13 protein-coding genes are annotated in these 15,255 nt (G+C 49.4%); 3 read left to right on the top strand and 10 right to left on the bottom strand.

Annotated elements, in window-relative coordinates:
• Positions 1–126: 126 nt before the first annotated feature.
• The 4 genes from G358_RS0110650 to G358_RS0110635 form a co-directional block, all read right to left on the bottom strand.
• Positions 127–1,692 carry an extracellular solute-binding protein gene (locus G358_RS0110650; protein ID WP_019637203.1) on the bottom strand — a complete coding sequence of 522 codons (1,566 nt, stop codon included), beginning with the start codon at positions 1,690–1,692 and terminating at the stop codon, positions 127–129.
• 132 nt (positions 1,693–1,824) lie between these two features.
• On the bottom strand, positions 1,825–2,763 hold the full coding sequence (locus G358_RS0110645; RefSeq protein ID WP_019637202.1) for a carbohydrate ABC transporter permease: 939 nt from the start codon (positions 2,761–2,763) through the stop codon (positions 1,825–1,827).
• A 46-nt stretch (positions 2,764–2,809) separates the two neighbouring features.
• The gene (locus G358_RS0110640) at positions 2,810–3,730 is read right to left on the bottom strand and encodes an ABC transporter permease (protein ID WP_019637201.1); all 921 of its coding nucleotides are present in this window, start codon (positions 3,728–3,730) and stop codon (positions 2,810–2,812) included.
• 504 nt (positions 3,731–4,234) lie between these two features.
• Complete coding sequence (locus G358_RS0110635; RefSeq protein WP_026342195.1) at positions 4,235–5,218, bottom strand: aldo/keto reductase; 984 nt, start codon at positions 5,216–5,218, stop codon at positions 4,235–4,237.
• A gap of 393 nt (positions 5,219–5,611) precedes the next feature.
• On the opposite strand from G358_RS0110635, the gene G358_RS29925 reads away from it, so the two are divergent.
• On the top strand, positions 5,612–6,331 hold the full coding sequence (locus G358_RS29925) for a class I SAM-dependent methyltransferase (protein ID WP_019637199.1): 720 nt from the start codon (positions 5,612–5,614) through the stop codon (positions 6,329–6,331).
• Between the two features lie 35 nt (positions 6,332–6,366).
• On the opposite strand, the gene G358_RS0110625 is transcribed toward G358_RS29925, so the two are convergent.
• Positions 6,367–7,566, bottom strand: a complete 1,200-nt coding sequence (locus tag G358_RS0110625) for an ROK family protein (RefSeq protein WP_019637198.1) — start codon at positions 7,564–7,566, stop codon at positions 6,367–6,369.
• 326 nt (positions 7,567–7,892) lie between these two features.
• Between G358_RS0110625 and G358_RS0110620 the strand changes: the two genes are divergently transcribed.
• Both G358_RS0110620 and G358_RS0110615 read left to right on the top strand, forming a co-directional pair.
• Positions 7,893–8,531 carry a chromate transporter gene (locus G358_RS0110620; RefSeq protein WP_019637197.1) on the top strand — a complete coding sequence of 213 codons (639 nt, stop codon included), beginning with the start codon at positions 7,893–7,895 and terminating at the stop codon, positions 8,529–8,531.
• Positions 8,532–8,592: 61 nt separating this feature from the next.
• The gene (locus tag G358_RS0110615; protein ID WP_019637196.1) at positions 8,593–9,129 is read left to right on the top strand and encodes a chromate transporter; all 537 of its coding nucleotides are present in this window, start codon (positions 8,593–8,595) and stop codon (positions 9,127–9,129) included.
• A gap of 23 nt (positions 9,130–9,152) precedes the next feature.
• Here the strand turns inward: G358_RS0110615 and G358_RS0110610 are convergent, their stop codons facing one another.
• The 5 genes from G358_RS0110610 to G358_RS0110590 all read right to left on the bottom strand — a co-directional run bounded on the left by G358_RS0110610 (position 9,153) and on the right by G358_RS0110590 (position 15,235).
• Positions 9,153–10,409 carry an anaerobic sulfatase maturase gene (locus G358_RS0110610; protein ID WP_026342193.1) on the bottom strand — a complete coding sequence of 419 codons (1,257 nt, stop codon included), beginning with the start codon at positions 10,407–10,409 and terminating at the stop codon, positions 9,153–9,155.
• A gap of 110 nt (positions 10,410–10,519) precedes the next feature.
• Positions 10,520–11,998: a sulfatase gene (locus G358_RS0110605; RefSeq protein ID WP_019637194.1), complete on the bottom strand. Its 1,479-nt coding sequence runs from the start codon at positions 11,996–11,998 to the stop codon at positions 10,520–10,522.
• Between the two features lie 15 nt (positions 11,999–12,013).
• On the bottom strand, positions 12,014–12,889 hold the full coding sequence (locus G358_RS0110600; RefSeq protein WP_420836056.1) for a carbohydrate ABC transporter permease: 876 nt from the start codon (positions 12,887–12,889) through the stop codon (positions 12,014–12,016).
• A 9-nt stretch (positions 12,890–12,898) separates the two neighbouring features.
• Positions 12,899–13,828 (bottom strand): carbohydrate ABC transporter permease, encoded by a 930-nt coding sequence (locus tag G358_RS0110595; RefSeq protein ID WP_019637192.1) that lies wholly within the window; start codon positions 13,826–13,828, stop codon positions 12,899–12,901.
• A gap of 96 nt (positions 13,829–13,924) precedes the next feature.
• Positions 13,925–15,235, bottom strand: a complete 1,311-nt coding sequence (locus tag G358_RS0110590) for an ABC transporter substrate-binding protein (RefSeq protein WP_019637191.1) — start codon at positions 15,233–15,235, stop codon at positions 13,925–13,927.
• Between the last annotated feature and the right edge of the window lie 20 nt (positions 15,236–15,255).

Here is a 15,255-nt window from a genome sequence, read left to right as displayed (position 1 = left end):
GTTAAGAAAGAAGCGACGAAAAAATCGCCGCTTAATCCCGGTCTACGAATTGGACAGAGGAATGCGCCCTTGCAGCACACTCCTCTGTATAATTTTGAATCATTTCAGTACTGGACACCTTTTTATCTACTGGATGCCTTTTTCATCAAAATACTTGTTCGCTTCTTCCTGAATATACTCCAGCAGCTTATCGACGCCCGCTGTTTTCAGCTTATCGCGATATGTCTGCAGTGAAGCGTCCACATCCGAAGTCAAGCCGAGCATGAGCGGTTTGCCGTACTGCTCAAATACTTGGTTAACGGCGGCAAGTTCCGCTTTGACCGGGGCATAGTCCAAATAGATCGGTCCAAAAATATCCGGCTTGCTGATCGGACTAAACTCCTCCTTCAGAGCATCTAACCCGTCCCAGCCGCCTTTCTCGTTTTTCATATTCGGTTCGTAGCGCCATCCCCAACTGGTAATGCTATAGCGCGGTGTTTCATCCAGATTTACGCCCGGGGCCGGAATAAGAATCGTTTTGTCATCCTCGCCTTTTGCCCAATGCGTGCCCTCGATACCGTATGTCATCAGGTTGAAATATTCCGGATCATTGCGCAGCTTATCCAGCACCATCAGCGAACGCTCCGGGTTCGCTGAGCTCTTTGGAATCGCCATCGCGTTGGAGCTTGGCAGCGTCGGAATTACATAGTTATGGAAGCGGGTGAATGGAAAGAAGCCGATTTCCATATTGAGATTTTTCGCCTTCACTTCATTGATAAATCCGCCCGCACTGGACGGGTTGCGCCAGTAAATCGCGCCTTGGCCGGTTTTAATGAAGTCGCCGGCTTCCTGGTTGGAGGAAAGGGCGTTTTTGTTCCAGTAGCCTTTTTGCTCCCAGGTTTTCATTCGCTTCACCCAGGCTTCAAACTCCTCGGTGTAGGGCAGAATCTGAATGTCACGCGGATTATCATAGGACGTTGCGCCAATGACGTCGCCGCCAATCAGTTGAAAATCATTCCAGAACTTATATAAGCTGTTTACATTCTCATAGGCCGCACCGTTAATCGGGATAACCTTCTTCTGCGTCTTCACCGCATCCAGATAAGCCTCGATGGAATCAAGATCGGTAAATTCAGGGAGGCCGAATTCCTTGCGCCAATCCTCACGGTATACGTAGCCAAGCGGCGTATATTCCGGGTTAGTATTTGGAACCGCATAGATGCCCCCGCCGACGGTTACCGAGTCCCAATCCTCTTCCGGAACGTTCCCCCATGTGGTGGGTGCGTATTCGGGCAAAAGATCCTTCAGGTCAAGGAAAGCCCCTTGCTTGGACAGCTTATAGAAGTCGGCCCAGCTTGATGCAAATATCATGTCAATCTTCTCGCCTGAAGTAAGCAGCAGATTGTATTTTGTCTTCCAATCGTTCCAGGTTGTAAACTTCAAATCAACGGTTGTATTCAGATCTCTTTCCAGCATTTTGTTCCATTCGGCGACGATTTTGCTTTGGTCCTTATGGGCATCACCGACGAGATACCAGGACAGCTTTACCTTTTCCAGCTTCGGTTCGGCAGCTCCCCCTTCCCCGTTCGCAGATTTTTCTGCACCTTGGCTGCCTGGCGAATTGGACGCTGTGCCCCCGCCGCATGCCGCCAGTAAAGAAATCATTAAAGAGAGCACTAACAGCAGCGATAAGCGTTTCTTTGTTTTAAACATGTAGACTCCTCCTTTTTGTTAACTCGACTACGTAATGCTGGTGATGCTGGTCATACTAGTAATGCTAGTAATGCTAGTAATGCTAGTAATACTGGTAATGCTGGTCATGCTATGTTAGCCGGGGTCCCGGTTCTAACCTTTTACAGCTCCGATCGTCAGGCCTTTTACGAAATACTTCTGAACGAACGGATATAGCAAAATGATTGGCCCTGTGGCCACAACCGCAACAGCCATTTTGAGCGTTTCAGCCGGCGGAACGACGTTGGCAGCCAAATACGCACCCGTTTGCGTGCGCAGCACAGCTGCGCTGGACAGTATTTTATAGAGTAAAAATTGCAGCGGATACTTATTATCCGACGTAATAAACACGTTGGCGTTAAACCAGTCATTCCAATACCCGAGGGCCAGAAACAACCCAATAGTGGCCAGGCCAGGCGTGGAGAGCGGAAGGATGATTCTCCGGTAAATAAGAAAGTCTCCAGCGCCGTCGATCTTCGCCGACTCGATTACTGAGTCTGGAATCGATTTCATAAAGTTTCTCATCAGGATAATATTCCAAGCGCTGACTAGCGGCGGAAGGATCAATGCCCAATAACTGTCCTTGAGCCCCAAATATTTAGTCATCATGATGTACCAGGGAATAAGGCCGCCGCTAAACAGCGTCGTAAAATAGATGAAGAATGACAAGTTGTTCCGGTACATAAAGTCTTTGCGTGAGAGGACGTAACCCGCCATCGAGGTCAGCAGCAGGCCAAGTAAAGAACCGGCTGCCGTCACCCCGATAGTTACTCCATAGGCGCGATAAATTTGCTCTGGAGTCGTAAACACCGACTTGTAAGCTTCAAATGAAATCGTGTGAGGAAACAGCTTGAAGCCTTCTGAAATAATCTCCATCTCATCTGTAAACGATCCGGCTACAATGAGCCAAAAAGGTATGAGACAAACTAATGAAATGACGGTCAACAGCGTATATCCGATCACATTGAATACAATGGTAGCTTTATCTTCTTTAATTTTGGAGCCCTTGTTAGCCTTGCGGGCGACCGGCCATTTTTCAGCTTGAACGTTCATAGGTTACTCCCTCCTTGAGTGAATCCCTCCTAGAAGCATCCTTCCTTTAGAACAATGCGTACTCCTCACGGGTTTTCTTAATAATGTAGTTCACCGTCATAATCAGCACGAATCCGAAGAAGGACTGGTACAGCCCGGCCGCCGTTCCCATACCGATATCAAAGTTGACCGTGAGCGAACGGAACACATAAGTATCGATAATATCCGTCGCATCGTACAGCAGACCGTTGTTGCCGATAATTTGATAGAACAGATCGAATTGTCCTTTCAAAATACCGCCGAGACTGAACAAAATCAGCAGGATAAAAGTAGGCTTCAGCAGCGGCAGCGTAATGCTGCGGATTTGCTGAAATACATTGGCCCCGTCGATTTTGGCCGCTTCATACAGCTCATCGCTGATTCCCATAATGGCCGCCAAATAAATGATCGTCCCATATCCGATTCCTTTCCATACATTAAAGAAGACGATGATGTACTTCCACGGTGCCGGATTCAGATAAAAGTCGTATGGCTGCAGGCCGAACTGCTTCAGCATTGTGTTCACAACCCCCAGATCGGAGAACATGTTGAACACGAACGCCCCTACGAGAACCCAGGACAGGAAATAAGGCAGGAACATTAGCGACTGCGCCGTCTTTTTGAAAAATTTGCTCGCTAACTGGGCCAGAAAAATCGCGCTGACAATCTGCAAAATGTTGCCGATTATAAGAAAGGCCAAATTGTACAGCACGGTGTTTTTGGTGAGGTTCCATAAAATTCCCGACTTATATAGGAACTCAAAGTTTTTGAAGCCGACGAACTCACTGCCGAACAGCCCGCCATCAAAGTTAAAATTCGTGAACGCATAATACACCCCGATCATCGGAATGTAACTAAAGATGATAAAGTACAGCAGTGTAGGAGCAATCATCAGAAACAACGTTCTATTTTTGTTGAATTCTTTAAGAAATCCGCGTTTTTCTGACATTGTAGTGGCTCCCTCCCTCATTGTTTGGTTTTTAATCAATTCTTGGTTGCATTGCCCATGTTATTAGATCACCCTGATATTGACAACTAACTATCCCCGCTATCGACTCACTTTTGCCTTTATTCGGCACTACGCTATTCCGCACAGACTCTCTTTTTCCGTCACACCCCAGTCGTATCAAGGGTTTCAGGCACTCGCCTAGTTGCGGAGAACGGCACTATAAATGGTTCTATGCCAAGAAAAAAACCTCCACAGCTACTCAAATGCAGTCATGAAGGTTCCATTTCCGCTACAAAAAAAACGATACTCTCAGGCTCCCCGGAACTAAAACAAGCTCCTTGGAACCGAAAGTATCGCTCTTTATGTGTAAGCTGCACCAAATAAAGCAGCCTTTTAAGCAGTTAAACGGCTCAAGCTTCTTGAATGCTTAAAGGACTTAAGCATCTAGAGTGTCTTGAGTGTCTTAAGTATCTAGAAAGGCTTAAAAGGCTTATACTGCTGGTATTAGTATGCTCCGCGGATATGCTGTGCTACCTCGCTGCGATAAAATGCTTGAAGGCGCTCCAACTCCTCGGGACCGAACGCCGGAACCTGCAGCGTACCCAAATTGTCCTCCACTTGACGGACATTTTTGAAGCCTGGAATGACACAGGTCACCTCTGGATGATCGAGAATCCAGCGCATCGAAGCCCGGGCCATATCCCCGCGTCCTTCGGCAATCCAGGACAGTTGGGAAGCCAGTTCGACGCCTTTAGCAAATGGCAAGCCCGCAAACGTCTCGCCCACATTGAATTGCTCACCGTTGGCGTTGAAATTCCGGTGGTCGTCGTCTTCGAACTTCGTATCCTTTGTAAATTTACCCGTCAAAAGTCCGCTCGCTAGCGGCAATCTCGCCAGTATTCCGACACCTGCCGCCCTAGCCTCCACGAACAACTCCTCCGCCGGCTTCTGGCGGAATATATTGAAGATCACCTGCAGCGCTTTAACACCAGGCACGCTCAGGTAGAACAATCCTTCCTCCACCGTCTCTACGCTCACGCCATAGTGGCGGATTTTGCCTTCCGCTTTCAGCTTATCCAGCACCTCGAATACCTTGCCGTCCTTCAGCACCGCAAGCGGCGGACAGTGGATCTGGTACAGGTCGATGCGCTCGCGCTCCAGCCGCTTCAGGCTGCCTTCGCAGTAAGCTCGAACCGATTCCTCGGAATACGTATTGAGATCATGGATATCCCCTGCCCGGCAAAACTTGGTGGCGATGTGGATCTCATCCTCTTTGCCTTTAGTCGCTTTGGCCAGCAGTTCTTCCGCGTGCCCTGAACCGTACACATCCGCTGTATCAAAAAAATTAACGCCTTGCTCCATCGCCGTCGCCAGACCGCGCAGCGCCTCCTGGTCATTGGAATGCCCCCAACTTCCGCCGATGGCCCATGTCCCGAAACTCAGCTCGCTGACTCGTAATTCCGTATCTCCCAATTGCCGATAATTCATCGTCCCATCCTCCTTAGTACCTGTCTCAATATGAGAATAGCCAAAAAAGCGCTTCCCCGCAACCAGGACGGCAGAAAAACGCTTAATCTTGAAGGATTTCGTAACTTTATCTCTTTGGAGTTCTGCTTGGCTCAGGTAAATGGGGATCTGAAATGCAATTCCCGCTGCGGATGGATTAATTATTTTCCATAATGTGATAAGATACGGATTATTTACATTCCATAATGTGCTAAAATACTGTAACAATCTGATTAAACTTGGTATTAACAACCTGATTAAACACTATATAGACACTTTTATTTAGTCACTTCTATTTTAAGCAAGCATGTCCAGTGTACAATATTGCCTTATTGCAAATTAGGCGTTCATTGTAATTATGGAGGGATCTACATTATGCCTGCCAAGCCGATAATCAAACCGGAAGCCGTATCTATCGCATCCGGCAACGGAATTCAGAGCTTTATCGAGAGCATCGACATTGACGGTGACAATAAGAAATATCAGCAAATGTATGATAAAATCGCCCCTTTCTACAACCTTTCCAACAAACTCTATTTCTGGCTGAAATTCGGCGGGGAAGCCAACTATCGGCGCCAGTTTTTAGATGAGTTGGAGATTCGGGAAGGTGATCGGGTACTGGAGGTCTCCTGCGGCACAGGGGATAATTTCCGGTTTTTGCCCGCTAACATTGAACTGCATGGGCTCGATATATCGATGGGGATGCTGCGGGCCTGCCAGAGACATTTAAAGAAATGGGAGCTAAACGCCTCCCTCTATCACGCCTCCGCTGAAGATCTGCCCTTTGAGAATGCTGCGTTCGACGTAGTATATCACGTTGGGGGAATTAACTTTTTTAATGATAAGAGAAAGGCCATCGAAGAAATGATCCGGGTCGCAAAGCCCGGAACGAAGCTCATCCTTGTCGACGAAACCGAGAAGTTAGTCAAAGGAACCTATGAGAAAATCCCCTTCGTTGGAAGCCAGTTCAAACACCACAGTGCCATCCAGGCACCTGTAGATCTGATCCCCCCAACGATGCAGGACGTTCAGGTAAAAGAAATATGCGACGGTTTGATGTACTGCTTGAGCTTCCGTGTTCCAGGAATCGATTAGTACATATCATCACAGCAGCTGATGCTTGAGAACCCTCACAGCTGCAACTGCTTGAACATCATCACCGCCGCACCTGTGGAAACGGCATTTTCCTGGAGGACGCCTTTCGAGAAGACAGGCTGGTATTGCGGAAAATAATAAATATTTTTCTGAGCGACGGAAATCGCGGTATCGTAATAAAGACCGTGGGCGTTGATAAGTGCTCCCCCCAGTATGACCGTCTCTGGGTGGAGGATGTTGATCAGATTAGCCAAGCCGATCCCCATATAAACAGCAGATTGCGTGAATAACTCGCGGATAAAGGGATCACCCTCGTTGAGCGCCTCGACGAGCATATCGAAATGAATGCCGTCCGGCTGGAAGTTTTCGGCCCCGGCCAGCTGGTTCCTGCCCATTTTGCGCTGCTCTCTGACCTGTTTCTCTAAAGCCTGCACCGAAGTAAATGCTTCCAGCGCTCCGTAATTGCCCTCATTGTGCAGCCGCGGCCCATCCGTCTGGATAATCATTTGTCCAATAGAGCCCTCCATATCCATCGCCCCATGGACCAGGGAGCCGCCTGACATCATGGCGGACCGTAGTCCCGACCCGGCATGAATGTACAGCATATGCTGGACGTTCTCGCCGCGCAATGCCCAATGCTCGCCGATCAGCGCCGTATTCGCGCCATTTTCCAAGGTAGCCGGAATGCCCGTCTCCTTCTCCAGCCATTCGCAAATCGGAACATGCGCCCAGCCGGCCGCCGAAAAATACCGGGGCTCCAAAATAATCCCGCGATGCCTGTCCAGCGGCCCTACGGCTCCTACTCCAATCCCGGCCACCTTATCTTTATCCAAGCCGTTCTCCTGCAGCATGGCATCGATCTTCCCGCTGACAAGACGAACCAGCTGCTCCGGTGTCATCGTTTCATCCATCGTCCAGCGGTATAAGGAAAGGGCTCTCATTTTCAAGTCGAATAAGCCCAGAGAGGAATAGAGCCGGGATATTTCCAATCCGAAAATCACTTTATGCCTAGGGTTAACCTGATAAAGAATCGGTTTTCTGCCGCCCGTGGATTCTCCGAAACCTGCCTCTGCGAGCCAGCCCTCATTCGTCAATTCATCCAGCAGTCTTGTCAGGCTGCTGCTGGTCAAGCTGAATTCGTCCAACAGCTCGGCTTTGGAGACATGATCCTGCCCGGCGATTCGCTCAAATACCGCTCTTTTTGCATTTAATGCTGCTTGGCTTAATTTATTCATAAAGAGTCGCCTCATTTATTCGCATTATTCTTATCGGATATCTATTACTCTCATTATATCTACTTACCTATGAATTATCTAGCTGCAGACTTTTATTCAAATCGATAAAAAGAGTTCTATACCCTATAGGATTACTAAGAGAATAATGTCGAATTTCTCAGTTATAACTATTGTAATACACTCATTCCGATAATTTTATGAATAAATCTTAAATGATTCAAAAACTTAATTCCATTTTGATAAAAAGTTGTTATAATTGAATTAGGATACAACGGATTCATCACAAGTATGCTGTGACATCAAGCAAATTGGGGAGAGAATGAAGCATGCGAACCGAATTTATAGGCAAGTTGATCATACTGCGGGATTTATTTTGGACTTTTTTTAAAATCGGGCCTTCTACTTTTGGCGGGGGCTATGCGATGATTTCGACGATTGAACATGAAGTAGTGGAGAAGCGGCAGTGGATGGGTGCACGGGAAATCAGCGATATTTTCTCTATCGCCGGATCGGCTCCCGGAGGGGTTGGCGTCAATTCCTCGGCCTTCATCGGCTACCGGCTAGGGAAAATTCCTGGAGCGGTGGCGGCAGTGCTGGGCATCACACTTCCTACCTTTCTAATTTTGATCGGTTTAAGCGCGGGGTATGCCCTGCTGCAAAATGAGCCGAAAATGATATCCGCCTTCAAAGGCATCAACGGCGCCGTCATCGGCTTGATTGCCGTCGCTGCGTACAGAATGGGCAGAACTTCATTGTTCGACCTTTCTACCAAACTAGTGACCATCGCCTCACTTCTACTGCTGCTGTTCACCGGCTTAAACCCGATTTTCCTCATCTTGATCGGTCTGGCAGCGGGCAACATCATCATGGGCGTTAAGAAGGCGTTGGGACTGCCGCTTGCGACGGAGAAGGATTCCCTTACAAGAGGGGGCTCCTCAGCAGAATTCATAGAGTACTATATTTAATCGTTCGTTCGCTTCGAACAGACCCGATGATGAAAATGACTATTGTTAAGAGGTGAATTACGTGCTGCTGTGGAAGTTGTTTCTTATTTTCATGAAAATTGGTTTTGTGTCTTTTGGAGGCGGCTATGCCGTCATCTCCATGATCCATTATGAAGTGAGTCAGTACGGGTGGGTTACTCCGGAACGTTTTCAGCATATTGTCGCTCTGGCGGGCATGTCCCCCGGCTCCATTGCCGTAAATGCCGCGATGCTGATTGGCCTCGATACCGCTGGTATGCCGGGGGCTATTGCCGCCATTGTAGGGATCATTTTGCCCTCGTTGATCATTATCGTGCTGGTGGCCAGATTTTTCTACAAAATCCATACCAAGCCTTGGGTCCAGCATTCCCTCTACGGCCTCCGTCCGGTCATTATCGGACTCATCATCTATGCCGCGATTCATCTCGGCTTCCCCAGTCTGACGAGCAGCCTGTTCAATTGGACGACGCTGGCAACCCTGCTGATCGGCGGCGCGGCCTTCTTGTCGATCGTAAGATACAAAATCCACCCGCTCATGGTGATCGGCTTGTCCGCCTGTGCAGGGATTGTGTTGTTTTGACATCTACACGGCCTTAGGTCCGGCTATACCGCATTTTCCCCGCAGCAATGCTTATATTTTCTAGTGCTGCCGCAGGCGCAGAGATCATTTCGTCCCGGCAGTTTTCCTTTGAAGTAGAGCTTCAGGTTCCGTTCAAACAGCTGCTGTCTTAATTCAGCTCCAAGATTCTTCATCCGTTCTTCCGCGTACCCGTAAATCTGCTTGTAGCTCGCACAGAAATAATCCACCTCGGAAGAGCTTAAATCCTCTGTCCATTTTCGGTTACGAGGGCAGCCCCCATGACACAGCCGCTGATATTCGCAGGTTCGGCACATCTCGGGAAGTGTAGGCTTCATGCCGAGAAACTTATCGCGCAAAGGGTGTGACAGCAGCTCACCAATGCTATGCGTGGCCGCATTCCCCAGCTTCCAATCCTCGTGAATATAGAAATCGCAAGGATATACGTCCCCGTTCTGCTCGAGTACAAGCATCGTGCTGCATCCGGCACTGAGAATGCATAGCTCCGGGTCCCGGTACAGATAGGAGCTCAGCATATTATCGAAGAAGCGGATGGATGTACGCGGCTTCCCTTCGTTATACCAATAATCAAATGCCTCACACAGAAAGTTGCCGTACTCTTCAGGCGTGATTTCATAAACACCTGGCATGCCGATCTGCTGGGAGCGGAAAGACATGCAGGGAATGAACTGGATATACGCAAAGCCCTGCTCCTCGTAAAAGCGCATCAGCTCCTGCGCCTTGCCGACATTTCCTTTATGCACAACCGTAAGAATATTGAAATCGACATCATGCTCCCGTAAATATCCAATCCCCTTCATCACGCGATCGAAGCTGCCTGCTCCCCGGGAATCCACTCTTCTAGCGTCATGAATCGGCTGCGGACCGTCCAGGCTGACGCCAATTAGGAACTGATACGTCTTAAAGAAGGCTGCCCACTTCTCGTTGAGCATCGTCCCGTTCGTTTGCAGAGAATTGCTGATCGAGGTGCGCGGGGGCGCATGTTTGACCTGCAGCTCCACCACCTCTTCAAAAAAGGACAGGCCCGCCAGCAACGGCTCGCCGCCCTGCCAAGTAAAAGAAGCCCTCCTTTTGCTGATGCTCATATACTCCTGAATGAATTTCTCCAGAATAGAAGAATCTATTCTATTTATTTTAGGGCCTGGTTTACCGGCACAAGTACTATAGTAGCAATAGTCGCAAGCGAGATTGCAGTCCTCCGATACCGTTTTCCACATTACGCCGATGTCGCCATAGGCTGTCGCTGCACAAGAATGATTCATAATATCCTCCTCACGGGTTCCTGCCAAAATGTTGCGTGAAATGTTACGGATGAAATGAAAATAAAAATAGACCTGGAAACCGGCGGAACCGCCGATCTCCAAGCGAAATGTTACTCGTCCTCTGTCGTCTCCAGTCCCAGCCGGCGATACTGCTCCTTCGGTGCATCGGCCCGCTCCATCTCCCCCCGGAGCAATTCGATCATACGCTCTTCCACCGTTTCATCCTGCAGCGGATGCTGCTGGGCATAATCCTCTTCCAGGCTGAATAGCTGCGATTCCATCACCCGCCGATTGCCCGTATAAGGCTTCCCTTCTGTGGTCAGCGGAATTTTGTATAACGGAAAGTCCGTACGTTCTAAATAACGACCGCATTCGATCTCTTTCTCGATGCCTCCGCCAAGAAACGAACGGAATGTCGTCGGCATCGCCGTATAAATATTGCAGGGATGATTATCCGCCGACTTTGGAGAACGCATGTAAGTATAACGCCCATCGGTTACGTTAACCGCCATGCCGTGATATCCATAGATCGCCGCTTCGCGCACCTGATCCTCTCGCCCTTCCAGCAGCCCCCGCAGGGAATAGCCCTTCACCTCTTCAGGAACCTGGACGCCCATATAATCAAGAATCGTTGGCATCAAATCAATCGTTTGCGATAAAGCATTAATTCGCACGCTCTCTCCCTGGCCGCCCGGCGGACGGATCATCAGCGGAATATGGGCGAGTTCATTGTAGACATGCATTTGATTTTTCCCAAGCAGCTCATGCTCACCGAGCAGAAAGCCATGGTCGGTCGTGAGGATAAATAAAGTATCCTCCCATAAATTGAGACGGTCCATCGTGTCCAGCAGTTTGCCGAACCAATGATCAATCATCGTCAGGTTGGCAGCATATCTCGCATTTAAATGGCGGAGGGCATCCTCCGGGACATCGGCATCCCCATAATAAGGCCAGTCAAATCTCGGGCCGCTATAAGTGTCCTTGTATTGATCCAAATAATGCTGCGGGCTATCGAACGGCTCATGGGGATCAAAGGCTTCGACCCACAGGAAAAAGTTGTCCTCATCCTTGTTGCGTTCCAGCCAATCGCACGCCGCCGACAATGTGCGCGGCCCCGGGTAGTCTTCTTCTCGCTTAAAGCGGCTGCGGTTATGTTCGTACTGATCCTCTATTCGGCCGTAATACTTCTCTGGCTTTGACGGTTCGCCGATGACGGAATGCCACGTGTCTCCTTCCTGCCCCCGGTGAAAATCCCAGCTGCTAAACGCCTGACAGTAATTCTCTCCACCGCGGGAAAAATAATGATAGTGATCGGTAATAATGTGACTGAATATGCCAGCCTCGCGCAGCAGTTCCGGCAAAGTCCGGTCAAATGGCTCTACGCCGCCCCAGCCTTTCTCCAAAAAAGATGCCCGTCCCGTCAGCAGATCCCTTCTCGCCGGCATGCAGGGAAGCGATCCGGACCAGTGCTGTCCAAATACGACGGATTTCTCTGCGGCCCGGTCAATATGCGGCGTACTTGCTTCGCCGCCATATGCCGGAAGACTGCGCCGATTCAGCGTATCCATTAAAACCATAATGGTCTTCATGCCAACACCTCCTAATTAAGCTTTTAATCCTGTTGTCACGATACCCTGTACAAAATATTTCTGCGCAGCCAAAAATAGCACTACAAGCGGCAGGACGACAAGAGTGGTCGCCGCCATCAGCAGGTTCCATTCCACGTTCGTCTCTCCACGAAAGATCGTCAGCCCGAGCTGAACCGTTCTCATTCCTTCGGTATTCGTCATAATCAAAGGCCACATATAATCATTCCAGGCCGAAGTCGTCTTAAATATAGCCAGCGTCGCCAGAATAGGCTTGCTCAGCGGCAAATATATTTGAAGAAACACCCGGAACTTGGACGCCCCGTCAATTTGCGAAGCTTCGTCCAAAGCTCTGGGGAAATTGAGGAAAAACTGCCGGCAGAGAAAAATACCGAATGAGCCTGCGATAAACGGCAGGATCAGCCCTGTGTAGCTGTTAATGAATCCGATCCCGTCCTGGCCAAGCAGATTATTGCCGCCAGCCAGCGGGAATTGCTTCATCATCAAAAAAGTAGGAATCATTGTCGTCTGGGCCGGCACCATGATCCCGATCAGAACGGAGAAGAACAAAATATCTCTTCCGGGGAATCTCAGCCGCGCGAAGGAGTATCCCGCCATCGAATTCAGCACCAGACTGATCACAACCGTAATGATCGTGACAACAAAGGAATTATAAAAATACTTCAGCCAATCGCCCCGCGACAGCGCTTCGGCATAATTGTCAAAATGCCATACCTTCGGAAACAAAGAAAAGGTCGGTGACTGGATCTCCCCCATCGTTTTGAACGAGGTCAGCACCATGATCAAGAAAGGCAGCAGCATCACCAGCGATACCGCCAACAAAACGATCGACATCACTACAAGGCCAACATGTTTGCTTCTCAATTTGCCCACCCCCATCGATTAATCCACATCCAAATCATCCCCCTGATTGCCGTACTTGAAATTAATCAAGGTAATGACCAGCGTGATGAGAAAGAGGACAATAGCCATTGCCGAAGCATATCCCATTTGGAAATCCTGAAAGCCGCGGAGGTAGATTTGATGCACGACGGTCGTCGTCGAATTTAGCGGTCCCCCGGCCGTCATAATATTGACCTGCTCAAATACCATAAATGAGTTAATGCAGGACATGACCAGAATAAAAAATGTAGTTGGCTTCAGCATCGGAATCGTGATCGAGAAAAACTGCCTGATCTTCGAAGCCCCATCCATATGCGCCGCCTCGTACAGGCTGGACGGAATCGACTGCAGGCCCGCCAGGTAAACGATCATCGTATAACCAAGCGATTTCCAGATGCTCATAATGACGACGGCCATCATCGCCGTGTTCGGGTTATAAAGCCACTGAATCGGATCAATGCCAAACACCTTGATCATCCGATTCAAAATGCCGAGGGCCGGGTCATAAATCCACAGCCAGATCATCGAAACGGCCACCATTGAAGTCACGTTCGGAATATAAATGCTGGCCCGGGAGAATACGCGGCCAAAGAGCTTGCCATTCAACAGAACGGCCAGAATCAAGCCCAGGAACAATTGGGGCAAGATCGTAAATAATGCATAAATAAACGTGTTGTACATCGCCTTGCCGAACAGCGCATCCTGCAGGAGCCGGGCATAATTCTGCAAACCAATAAACTCCGGCGTACTATAGAAGTTATAGTTCGTAAAGCTGTAATATACGCCGACTACCAAGGGAATGAATATAAATAGAAAATAAATTAAATAGCCGGGGGCGATCATCGCATAGCCTACGTAGTCGATGCTCAGCCGCTGCTTGGATCTAGTCTTCCCATTCGTCTCCACAGAACGGGATAGCATTGGTTTCATAGGTTTAACCACCTCGCTGAAGTCTGGTTTTCTTCATCCTATACGAAACGCCTGTGCATCAATGAAGCAAACAGGCGTTTCGTTCCATAAATCTCTCTATTTTCCGATCAAGTTAGGGAGCTCCCGATTCAACTGCTCTACTCCCTGCTTCATCGCTGCCTCAGCCGAAATCTTCCCATAGAAGGCTCCCTCCAGGTTTTGGCTAATAATTTCGCTCAGCTTGCCGGCATAGGTCACCTTGGCAGCACCTTTACCGTACGAAACTGCATCAAAGATCGCTTGGTTAATCTCTGGCTTGTCATTGATATAATCCTGCTCCAGCGATTTCAGGACAACCGGAGTTCCCAGTTCCGTATATCGCTTCCACGTCTCTTCCTTGGACATGATGTGCTGGATAAACTCCGCTGCGAGCTCCTTATTTTTGCTCTGCGAGCTCATGAACAGCAAGCGCATGCCCGCGAAAGTTGCCTTCTCTTTCCTCTCGATCGGCCCGGAAACGCCGATTTGTCCGACCAGTTCAGGATTCTCTTTTTGTAGATTGGTGTAGGCAGCCGGACTGTCATAAGCAATTGCCGCCTTGCCGTTCGGGAACAGGTTCTCATTCGATTTGTCGGAATTATTAGGAATGGTGATGCCATCTAATACAAGCTCCGCCAAAAACTCTGTAGCTTCAATCGCTTCCGGCGAATCAAACAACGGTGTGTTCGTCTGCTCGTCGATAATCTGTCCGCCGTTTTGCAGAACAAAGGATTGCCATAGCGTCCAGGCCGATGCCGTCGGGATTGCGAACCCAGCCAGCGTCGTGGTGTTGCCATCCTTCTTCGTCAGCTTGCGGGCATAGTCCGCCAGCTCCTCCCAGCTCGCTGGCGGCTTCTCTGGATCGAGCCCCGCCTCTGTGAACAGATCTTTGCGCCACAGCAGGACGCGCGGATCCGGGATGAAGCCCACCCCGTACAGACTGCCGTTATACGTTCCGGTATCCAAAATATTTTCCATCATATCGCTTCTGCCGTCCCAAGTGGACAAATACCCATCGAGCGGCTCATATTGGCCCAAGCTGGCCCGCTGCGCTACCGAAGCCAAAGTATAGGACAGCACGTCAGGGGACGTGCCGCTGGCATAAGCCGCGTTCAGCTTCGTCTCCATATCATTGCCGAACGGCGCTTCGCTCAGCTCAATCTTGACTCCGGGATGGCTCGCTTCAAACTCGCTGATCACCCGTTTCCAATATGCATTCTCCTGCGCATCGGTACCTGCTCTCCAGAAAGTAAGCGTTGTCGTCTCCCCACTGCCTTCCGCCTTCTTCTTGTTCAACTGCTCCGTTCCGCTGCTTCCGCCGCAGGCGCTGAGCACGGAAGCGGCCAGAACGGTTACGCCCAGCACAGTGGCCAGCCATTTCTTCTTCATGTGTAGACCTCCCTAATTAT

Origin of the sequence: Paenibacillus fonticola DSM 21315, assembly GCF_000381905.1 — a bacterium.
GTDB lineage: Bacteria > Bacillota > Bacilli > Paenibacillales > Paenibacillaceae > Fontibacillus > Fontibacillus fonticola.
The sequence above is the reverse complement of the archived record's forward strand: the minus strand, read 5'-3'. Positions and strand labels throughout refer to the sequence as shown.